The sequence below is a fragment of the Microcella flavibacter genome, assembly GCF_012530535.1.
In the GTDB taxonomy this organism is placed as follows: Bacteria; Actinomycetota; Actinomycetes; order Actinomycetales; family Microbacteriaceae; genus Microcella; species Microcella flavibacter.
The window spans coordinates 1,706,399-1,716,843 of the sequence record NZ_CP051299.1 but is presented as its reverse complement, the minus strand read 5'-3'; the positions used below and the strand labels follow the sequence as shown (position 1 = coordinate 1,716,843).

Sequence of the window (10,445 nt, the reverse complement as noted above, 5' to 3'; positions counted from 1 at the left end):
CGCCCCATGACCGATCGGGATGCCCGCCCCGCGCCCGACCCGGCGGCGGCCGCGCTGCTCGCCGGCGACCCCGTGCTCGTCGCCCCGCGTCTGCTGGGCGCGGTGCTGCACGGCCGCGGTGTGAGCGTGCGGCTCACCGAGGTCGAGGCGTACCGGGGCGCGGAGGACCCCGGGTCGCACGCGTTCCGCGGCCCGACGCCGCGCACCGCGCCGATGTTCCTCGGCCCCGGCCACGTGTACGCCTACTTCACGTACGGCATGCACACCTGCGTCAACGTGGTCGGCGGCGAGGAGGGCGCGGCGGCCGCGATCCTGCTGCGCGCGGGCGAGGTCGTCGCGGGGGAGGAGCTCGCCCGCGAGCGCCGCGCGGGAGCCCGCGGACCGCAGGCGATCCCGTTCCGCGATCTCGCGCGCGGGCCGGCGCGGCTGGCGCAGGCGCTCGGCGTGCTGCTCGGCGACTCCGGCTCGGTGCTCGGCGCCCCGGACGGGCTCGCGCTCGAGCTCCCGACCGCGCTGGCGTCGCCGCAGCCCGCGAGCATCCGCCAGGGCCCGCGCGTGGGGGTGAGCGGCCCGGGCGGGGGAGCGGCCTTCCCCTGGCGGTTCTGGATCGCCGACGACCCGACTGTCTCGCCCTACCGCGCGGCGGTCACGCGAGCGCGATGATGGCGCCGGCGGCGCCGGCCCAGATGAGGCTCACGAGCGTGCCGATGATGAACCGCTCGGTCGCGGCGCCGGCATCGAGGTCGCGGAACCGGCCGAGGCCCTTCACGGCGATGAGCGCCGCGAGCAGCTCCCACCGGCCGAGCACCGCCGCGGCGATGACGACGATGCGCTCGAGGAACCCGATCGTCGTGCCCCCGCGCAGCACTTCCCGCCCGGGCTCGTCGCCGACGAGGATGCCGCCGTTGCGGCCCGGTGATCCGCCGCGCGTCGCCGCGCGCAGCACGAGGGCCGCCGCCGGACCGCCGCCGGCGACCCCGAGCGCGGCGAGCGCGATCCCGGCGGCGAGCTGCGCCTCCGCGGCGACGAGCGGCTGATCCGCGGCGACGCCGATGCCGCCGATGACGAGCACGACCGCGCCCGGCAGGACGAGGCGCGGCTGATCCTCGGTGGTGGCGAGCACCGCCAGCACCGTGCAGAGCCCGATGAGCAGCACGATCGCGCTCGAGCCGACGACCGCGGCGAGCGGGGCGAGGGCGGTTAGCACGGGCGGGGCTCCTCTCGAGGCGGGCGACCAGTGGCAGTGGCAGTGGCAGTGGCGGCGGCGCTGGCCGCGGCGTCCAGCATGTCAGGCACCGGCGACCCCCGTCGGTGCCTCCCCGCTGTCCGCCGCGGCACCGGCCCGGTCGTCGAGCAGCCGCCCGATCGCCGCCCGCGCCTCGGCGTCCACCCGCAGACCGGCCGCGCGCGCCCGCTTGCTCGCCGCCTGGGGCGTGATGCCGAGCTGCGCTGCGGCCTCGCCCTGGGTGAGCCCGCGCTCGAGCAGGTCGTGCAGCTCCCAGCCCTGCGCGCTCCAGCGCGAGCGCTGCGCGAGCAGCAGGTCGACGAGCGCCCCGAGGTCCTCCGCGCCGGCATCCCCGCGCACGGCGCAGCGCAGCGGACGGCGCTCGGCGGCCTCGACCGCGGCCCGCGCCGCGATGAACGCCGGCCCGGAGGCCTCGCGCACGCCGGCGGGGAGGGGCTCGAGCACCGCTCCGAGGCCGAGGCCCGCGCGCCAGTGGTCGTCGCGCAGCAGGGCGAGGGTCGCGGCGAGGGCCGTCGCGCCGTCGGCGACGAGCAGCTGCAGCTCGTCGCCGGCCGTGCGCTCGGGCGGCAGCACCAGGCGGTCGCCGAACCGTGCGGTGAGCATCCCGATCGCCTCGTCCACGTGGTCGCGATCGTGCCGGCTGTCCACCTGGTCGGCGATGATGACGAACACGATGGTCCTCCTCGGCTGGGGTGCATCAACCGTACAGGGGTGATGCCCCGCATGTCAACCCCTGAGGGATGCCCCACCGCGGTCCTCGCGGCGCCCCGCTGATACCCTGACCGCGTGACCGCAGCCCCCGTCTCCCTCACCATCCCGCAGAACGACGACAGCTTCGACGACGTCTGGGAGGAGATCGTCTGGCGCGGTCTCGTGCACGTCTCGACCGATGCGGCGGCCCTGAAGCAGGCGCTCGCGGGGGAGCCGATCACGTACTACTGCGGCTTCGACCCGACCGCGCCGAGCCTGCACCTGGGCAACCTCGTGCAGTTGCTGCTCATGCGCCGGCTGCAGCTCGCCGGGCACCGCCCGCTGGCGCTCGTCGGCGGGTCGACGGGGCTCATCGGCGATCCGAAGCCGACCGCCGAGCGCACGCTCAACACCCCCGACACGGTCGCCGAGTGGGTGGGCTACCTGCAGGGGCAGGTGAGCCGGTTCCTGCCAGCGGAGGGGGAGAACCCGGTCACCCTGGTGAACAACCTCGACTGGACGGCGCCGTTGAGCGCCATCGACTTCCTGCGCGAGGTCGGCAAGTTCTTCCGCGTCGGCACGATGCTCAAGAAGGACGCCGTCTCGGCGCGGCTCAACTCCGACGAGGGCATCAGCTTCACCGAGTTCAGCTACCAGGTGCTGCAGGGCATGGACTTCCTCGAGCTGCACCGCCAGTACGGCTGCACCCTGCAGACGGGCGGCAGCGATCAGTGGGGCAATCTGACGAGCGGCACCGAGCTCATCCGCAAGGCCGAGGGCACGAGCGTGCACGCGATCGGCACGCCCCTCGTCACGAACTCCGACGGCACCAAGTTCGGCAAGAGCGAGGGCAACGCCATCTGGCTCGATGCGGCGATGTGCTCGCCGTACGCGATGTACCAGTTCTGGCTCAACACCGATGACGCCGACGTCGTCGAGCGGCTCAAGGTCTTCACGTTCCTCGGCCGCGCCGAGATCGAGGAGTACGCGCGCAAGGTCGCCGACGAGCCCTTCCGGCGCGAGGCGCAGCGACGCCTGGCGCTCGAGGTCACCGGACTGGTGCACGGCGCCGATGCCGTCGCGGCCGTGATGGATGCCTCCGCCGCGCTCTTCGGCGGCGGCGACCTGCACGCGCTCGACGAGGCAACTCTGGCCTCGGCGATCGACGAGCTGCCCCAGGCCGAGCTCGCGGGGTCGGAGACGGTGGTCGCCGCGCTCGTGGCCACGGGCCTCTCGGCCAGCGTCAGCGAGGCTCGCCGCGCGATCGGTCAGGGCGGCGTCGCCCTCAACAACCGCAAGGTCGAGTCGGAGTCCGAGACCCTCGAGGGCCAGGGCCTCGCGGGCGGGATCGCCGTGCTGCGCCGCGGCAAGAAGACCCTCGCCGGCCTGCGTCTGCGGTGATCGTCGGGGGCCGCGACGGGCGACACGCCCGGGCGGCGGAGTTGATTTGCCCGCCCCCGTGAACCCTGCGTAAATTATCCCCTCGTCACCCCAAAGGTGCGGAAGAGCCGAAGAGCCTTCCGGCCTCACGTGGGACGAGATCCTCCTCGTGAACCAGCCCTTGCCGGGCTGAGATCGCGAGCGTAGGATGCCCTTCCCGGCACTCGCTCGTCGAGCTGGTCGGCTGCGGATCACCGCGCCGACCCGTTTGCATTGCGACACCGAGTCGGGTAAGTTAGTGGAGTTGCCCTGTTGCGGCGGTCGAGAGACCGGCGGTCAGGTGCGTCCGATCCTTGAGAACTCAACAGCGTGCACTAAGTCAATGCCAAATTATCCTCGTCGGTCGAGCTTTTGCTCGGTCGGGAGAGATTCCTTTGGATTGAAACAAGAATGTCAGTAGATATTCGAACTTCAGTCAGAACAAACTCGTCCTGCTGGTCCTTCGGGTCTGGTGGGGCACTAGATGTGCCGGCTGCCTTTGGGTGGTTTGGCTATCAAACATTTACGGAGAGTTTGATCCTGGCTCAGGACGAACGCTGGCGGCGTGCTTAACACATGCAAGTCGAACGATGAAGCTGGAGCTTGCTCTGGTGGATTAGTGGCGAACGGGTGAGTAACACGTGAGTAACCTGCCCTTGACTCTGGGATAAGCGTTGGAAACGACGTCTAATACCGGATACGAGCTTCAGCCGCATGGCTAGGAGTTGGAAAGAATTTCGGTCAAGGATGGACTCGCGGCCTATCAGCTAGTTGGTGAGGTAATGGCTCACCAAGGCGACGACGGGTAGCCGGCCTGAGAGGGTGACCGGCCACACTGGGACTGAGACACGGCCCAGACTCCTACGGGAGGCAGCAGTGGGGAATATTGCACAATGGGCGCAAGCCTGATGCAGCAACGCCGCGTGAGGGACGACGGCCTTCGGGTTGTAAACCTCTTTTAGCAGGGAAGAAGCGAAAGTGACGGTACCTGCAGAAAAAGCACCGGCTAACTACGTGCCAGCAGCCGCGGTAATACGTAGGGTGCAAGCGTTGTCCGGAATTATTGGGCGTAAAGAGCTCGTAGGCGGTTTGTCGCGTCTGCTGTGAAAACGCGAGGCTCAACCTCGCGCCTGCAGTGGGTACGGGCAGACTAGAGTGCGGTAGGGGAGATTGGAATTCCTGGTGTAGCGGTGGAATGCGCAGATATCAGGAGGAACACCGATGGCGAAGGCAGATCTCTGGGCCGTAACTGACGCTGAGGAGCGAAAGCGTGGGGAGCGAACAGGATTAGATACCCTGGTAGTCCACGCCGTAAACGTTGGGAACTAGATGTAGGGACCATTCCACGGTTTCTGTGTCGCAGCTAACGCATTAAGTTCCCCGCCTGGGGAGTACGGTCGCAAGACTAAAACTCAAAGGAATTGACGGGGGCCCGCACAAGCGGCGGAGCATGCGGATTAATTCGATGCAACGCGAAGAACCTTACCAAGGCTTGACATATACGAGAACGGGCCAGAAATGGTCAACTCTTTGGACACTCGTAAACAGGTGGTGCATGGTTGTCGTCAGCTCGTGTCGTGAGATGTTGGGTTAAGTCCCGCAACGAGCGCAACCCTCGTCCTATGTTGCCAGCACGTAATGGTGGGAACTCATGGGAGACTGCCGGGGTCAACTCGGAGGAAGGTGGGGATGACGTCAAATCATCATGCCCCTTATGTCTTGGGCTTCACGCATGCTACAATGGCCGGTACAAAGGGCTGCAATACCGCAAGGTGGAGCGAATCCCAAAAAGCCGGTCTCAGTTCGGATTGAGGTCTGCAACTCGACCTCATGAAGTTGGAGTCGCTAGTAATCGTGGATCAGCAACGCCACGGTGAATACGTTCCCGGGCCTTGTACACACCGCCCGTCAAGTCATGAAAGTCGGTAACACCCGAAGCCAGTGGCCCAACCGCAAGGAGGGAGCTGTCGAAGGTGGGATCGGTGATTAGGACTAAGTCGTAACAAGGTAGCCGTACCGGAAGGTGCGGCTGGATCACCTCCTTTCTAAGGAGCATCTACCCCCCTCTTGCCGCCATCAGGCGGTGGTGGGGTGGGGTCAGAAGCCAGATCTGAGACGCATGTTCTCAGCTGGTAGCTCATGGGTGGAACATTGACTTTGGGTGCGGGTGAGCGTCGGCGCTCTAGTACTCCTCTTCTCTTGCAGAGGGGGATGGAAGAAGAGCCGGCGGGAGCCTGCACCGTGCACGCTGTTGGGTCCTGAGGGACCGGGCCTCGTACAGCTCTCCACAGGGAGGGGGTGCGGGTATCGATTCCTCGGACCGTGGTCTGGCCGACTAGAAAGCACGCAGCTTCTGTAACAGGGGGCTGCGTCGTCGGGCAGGGGCGGTACCGACCGTATGTTGAGAACTACACAGTGGACGCGAGCATCTTAGAACTGAAGGTCGTCAAGACTTTCGGATCTATAGATCAAACATCTCGAAAGAGATATAGATCATTGGTCGCAGCAGACGCGCATGCCGCAAGGTGTGAGTGGACGCTGCCGATCGATTCAAACTCATGTAGTCAAGTTTCTAAGAGCAAACGGTGGATGCCTTGGCATCTGGAGCCGAAGAAGGACGTAGCAATCTGCGATAAGCCTCGGTTAGCTGATAAGCAAGCATTTGATCCGAGGATTTCCGAATGGGGAAACCCCGTCAGGCACTTCGTGTGACCTGATGACTCCCGCCTGAATATATAGGGCGGGTAGAGGGAACGTGGGGAAGTGAAACATCTCAGTACCCACAGGAAGAGAAAACAACAGTGATTCCGTCAGTAGTGGCGAGCGAACGCGGAAGAGGCTAAACCGATCATGTGTGATAGCCGGCAGGCGTTGCATGGTCGGGGTTGCGGGACTTTCCTGTAGATCTGCCGATCTATGAGGGTTACAGCGCGATATAGACGAATGGTCTTGAAAGGCCAGTCACAGAGGGTGCCAACCCCGTAGTCGAAATGTCGTAATGGCCCGGAGAGTATCCCAAGTAGCACGGGGCCCGAGAAATCCCGTGTGAATCTGTCAGGACCACCTGATAAGCCTAAATACTCCCAGATGACCGATAGCGGACAAGTACCGTGAGGGAAAGGTGAAAAGTACCCCGGGAGGGGAGTGAAATAGTACCTGAAACCGTTTGCTTACAAACCGTCGGAGCAGCCCTAGTAGCTGTGACGGCGTGCCTTTTGAAGAATGAGCCTGCGAGTTAGTGATATGTGGCGAGGTTAACCCGTGAGGGGCAGCCGTAGCGAAAGCGAGTCTGAATAGGGCGATTCAGTCGCATGTCCTAGACCCGAAGCGAAGTGATCTATCCATGGCCAGGTTGAAGCGACGGTAAGACGTCGTGGAGGACCGAACCCACTTAGGTTGAAAACTGAGGGGATGAGCTGTGGATAGGGGTGAAAGGCCAATCAAACTTCGTGATAGCTGGTTCTCTCCGAAATTCATTTAGGTGCAGCGTTGCGTGTTTCTTGCCGGAGGTAGAGCTACTGGATGGCCGATGGGCCCCAAAAGGTTACTGACGTCAGCCAAACTCCGAATGCCGGTAAGTGAGAGCGCAGCAGTGAGACGGTGGGGGATAAGCTTCATCGTCGAGAGGGAAACAACCCAGACTACCGACTAAGGTCCCTAAGCGTGTGCTAAGTGGGAAAGGATGTGGAGTTGCATAGACAACCAGGAGGTTGGCTTAGAAGCAGCCACCCTTGAAAGAGTGCGTAATAGCTCACTGGTCAAGTGATTCCGCGCCGACAATGTAACGGGGCTCAAGCACACCACCGAAGTCGTAGGATTCGCATTGTAGGTAGGCCTTCGTGGTCCAGCCGTGCGGATCGGTAGGAGAGCGTCGTGTGGCCAGTGAAGCGGCGGTGTAAACCAGCCGTGGAGGCCACACGAGTGAGAATGCAGGCATGAGTAGCGAAAGACGGGTGAGAAACCCGTCCTCCGAATGACCAAGGGTTCCAGGGCCAGGCTAATCCGCCCTGGGTAAGTCGGGACCTAAGGCGAGGCCGACAGGCGTAGTCGATGGACAACGGGTTGATATTCCCGTACTGACGAAGAACCGCCCAAGTCAATCCAGTAATGCTAAGTGTCCGAATCCCTCTGATGGATCCCTTCGGGGTGAAGCGTTGGGGCTAGCACACGACCCTATGCTGGTGCGGCTAGCGTATTAACAGGTGTGACGCAGGAAGGTAGCTGAGCCGGGCGATGGTAGTCCCGGTGTAAGGATGTAGGGCGAGAGATAGGCAAATCCGTCTCTCATACAGCCTGAGATCCGATGCGTACCCCTCACGGGGGAAATCAGTGATCCTATGCTGCCGAGAAAAGCATCGACGCGAGGTTCTAGTCACCCGTACCCCAAACCGACTCAGGTGGTCAGGTAGAGAATACCAAGGAGATCGAGAGAATCGTGGTTAAGGAACTCGGCAAAATGCCCCCGTAACTTCGGGAGAAGGGGGGCCGGATTCGTGAAGGGATTTACTCCTGGAGCGTTGAAGGCCGCAGAGACCAGTGGGAAGCGACTGTTTACTAAAAACACAGGTCCGTGCCAAGTCGCAAGACGATGTATACGGACTGACGCCTGCCCGGTGCTGGAAGGTTAAGAGGAGCGGTTAGCGTAAGCGAAGCTGCGAATTTAAGCCCCAGTAAACGGCGGTGGTAACTATAACCATCCTAAGGTAGCGAAATTCCTTGTCGGGTAAGTTCCGACCTGCACGAATGGCGTAACGACTTCCCAGCTGTCTCAACCGCGAACTCGGCGAAATTGCACTACGAGTAAAGATGCTCGTTACGCGCAGCAGGACGGAAAGACCCCGTGACCTTTACTACAGTTTGGTATTGGTGTTCGGTGTGGCTTGTGTAGGATAGGTGGGAGACTGTGAAGCTGGCACGCTAGTGTCGGTGGAGTCGTTGTTGAAATACCACTCTGGTCACTCTGGATGTCTAACTTAGAACCGTAATCCGGTTCAGGGACAGTGCCTGATGGGTAGTTTAACTGGGGCGGTTGCCTCCCAAAAAGTAACGGAGGCGCCCAAAGGTTCCCTCAACCTGGTTGGCAATCAGGTGTCGAGTGTAAGTGCACAAGGGAGCTTGACTGTGAGACTGACAGGTCGAGCAGGGACGAAAGTCGGGACTAGTGATCCGGCAGTGGCTTGTGGAAGCGCTGTCGCTCAACGGATAAAAGGTACCTCGGGGATAACAGGCTGATCTTGCCCAAGAGTCCATATCGACGGCATGGTTTGGCACCTCGATGTCGGCTCGTCGCATCCTGGGGCTGGAGTAGGTCCCAAGGGTTGGGCTGTTCGCCCATTAAAGCGGTACGCGAGCTGGGTTTAGAACGTCGTGAGACAGTTCGGTCCCTATCCGCTGCGCGCGCAGGAAGTTTGAGAGGATCTGACCCTAGTACGAGAGGACCGGGTTGGACGAACCTCTGGTGTGTCAGTTGTTCCGCCAGGAGCACCGCTGATTAGCTACGTTCGGGATGGATAACCGCTGAAAGCATCTAAGCGGGAAGCCGGCCTCGAGATGAGACTTCCATACCCTTTTAGGGTGAGAGGCTCCCAGCCAGACGACTGGGTTGATAGGCGGGATGTGGAAGTGGGGACTCAAGACCCATGGAGCTGACCCGTACTAATAAGCCGATAACTTGACAACAACCTCCCCACCTCGTGTGGGGGAATGAGTTTGCTGCTCGCGTCCACTTTGTGGTTCTCGATTTACGGTCGAGAATCGCACACACAACACGCTGTGTTGATAGCACCGTGTGTGTTGTCGTTGTGCTCTTGATTGAGAAATCAATAGTGTTTCGGCGGCCATAGCGAAGGGGAAACGCCCGGTCACATTCCGAACCCGGAAGCTAAGACCTTCTGCGCCGATGGTACTGCGAGGGGGACCTCGTGGGAGAGTAGGACACCGCCGGACTTCATTTCGTGTGATGGCCACCCAGCAATGGGTGGCCATCACTCGTTAACGAGTCGAATCGCCCGCCGTGGCTACGAGAGAATCATCCGCAGTACCGATGACGAGGAGTCCGCATGGCCGAGCGCCCCGACCGACCCGACCGCGATCGTGAGGATGGCGGTACGCCGCCGCGCCGGAGCGGAGCAGGCGGCAGCGCCTTCGGCGATCGACCGCGCCGCGACGGCGGGGCCGGGAGCGGGGCCCGCAGCGACGGCGACCGAGGTCGTCCGCGTGGCGATGCGCCCCGGGCCGGTGGTGCTCGCAGCGATGCGCCTCGATCGGATCGACCCCGACGTGGGGGTGACCGCCCGTGGAAGCGCGATGGTGCTCCTGGCGGTGAGCGGACGCGCCGCGACGGTGCGCCGAGCTCGGATCGACCGTGGAAGAGGGACTCCGCACCGCGCGACGCCCGCCCCGCTCGAGACGGGGACCGGCCGTGGAAGCGCGACGGCGCACCGTCGGGCGATCGGCCGCGCACGGGCGGGGAGCGGTCCTGGCAGAGGAACAGCGGTGCCCCGGGCGAGCGCGCGCCGCGCGACGCGGGCGGGCAGCGCGGCTCAGATCGTGCGGGCAATCGCGGTGGCGCTCCTGCTGGCGGGCGTGCGCCGCGTGACGGCGATCGTCCGTGGGCGTCTCGGGACTCGGCCGGTGCTGGCGAGCGTGGTCGCCGGGACGGCGACCGCCCGCGTCGCGACGATGAGCGGTCATCCCGCGACGTCGGTGCTCGGGCTGGCGGAGCTGCCGGCGCGCGCCCCCGCCGCGATGATGAGCGGGCGCCCCGCGAGTTCGGCGGACGGCCTGATCGCGCCGTCGGCGGCCGCGGTGGTTCCTCCGCTGCCGATCGTGGCGGCCGAAGTGGCGGCGAGCGCTCCGACCGGTTCGGCGGCGATCGTGCGAGCCGCAGCGGCGGCGAGCGGCCGAACCGCGCGGCCGGGGGGCGTCAGGAGGGCATCCGCGCTCGTCGGACGGACGCCGAGTCGGCGCCGCGGCATGACGATCCGCCGATCGACGAGCAGATCACCGGGCGCGAGCTCGATAAGAGCGCCCGGCTCGAGCTGAAGACGCTGAGCAAGGAGAACGCCGACCGCGTCGCGCAGCACCTCGT

General features: G+C 64.0%; 5 protein-coding genes and 3 rRNA genes. 5 read left to right on the top strand and 3 right to left on the bottom strand.

The genetic code is table 11. The features are described from left to right. The first annotated feature begins 6 nt into the window (after positions 1-6). Positions 7-663, top strand: coding sequence for a DNA-3-methyladenine glycosylase (locus HGB54_RS08145; protein WP_168915990.1), 657 nt, complete (start codon positions 7-9; stop codon positions 661-663). Here the strand turns inward: HGB54_RS08145 and HGB54_RS08140 are convergent. Together HGB54_RS08140 and HGB54_RS08135 are read right to left on the bottom strand one after the other, a co-directional pair. Next, entirely contained in the window at positions 647-1,207 is a 561-nt protein-coding gene (locus HGB54_RS08140; protein WP_168915989.1) for a hypothetical protein, read from the bottom strand. The two genes, HGB54_RS08145 and HGB54_RS08140, sit on opposite strands and share 17 nt — an antisense overlap. A gap of 81 nt (positions 1,208-1,288) precedes the next feature. Further along, on the bottom strand, positions 1,289-1,918 hold the full coding sequence (locus tag HGB54_RS08135) for a DNA-binding protein (RefSeq protein ID WP_168915988.1): 630 nt from the start codon (positions 1,916-1,918) through the stop codon (positions 1,289-1,291). Positions 1,919-2,032: 114 nt separating this feature from the next. On the opposite strand from HGB54_RS08135, the gene tyrS reads away from it, so the two are divergent. The 4 genes from tyrS (at position 2,033) to rrf (ending at position 9,301) form a co-directional block, all read left to right on the top strand. Next, positions 2,033-3,337: a tyrosine--tRNA ligase gene (tyrS, locus tag HGB54_RS08130; RefSeq protein ID WP_168915987.1), complete on the top strand. Its 1,305-nt coding sequence runs from the start codon at positions 2,033-2,035 to the stop codon at positions 3,335-3,337. Positions 3,338-3,877: 540 nt separating this feature from the next. Beyond that, positions 3,878-5,400, top strand: a 16S ribosomal RNA gene (locus HGB54_RS08125). A gap of 517 nt (positions 5,401-5,917) precedes the next feature. Continuing rightward, positions 5,918-9,034: ribosomal RNA gene (locus tag HGB54_RS08120) — 23S ribosomal RNA — on the top strand. Between the two features lie 150 nt (positions 9,035-9,184). After that, positions 9,185-9,301 (top strand): 5S ribosomal RNA (gene rrf, locus HGB54_RS08115). Together the 16S, 23S and 5S rRNA genes form the textbook arrangement of a ribosomal RNA operon. 743 nt (positions 9,302-10,044) lie before the next feature. On the opposite strand, the gene HGB54_RS12650 is transcribed toward rrf, so the two are convergent. After that, entirely contained in the window at positions 10,045-10,440 is a 396-nt protein-coding gene (locus HGB54_RS12650) for a hypothetical protein (RefSeq protein ID WP_228545751.1), read from the bottom strand. Between the last annotated feature and the right edge of the window lie 5 nt (positions 10,441-10,445).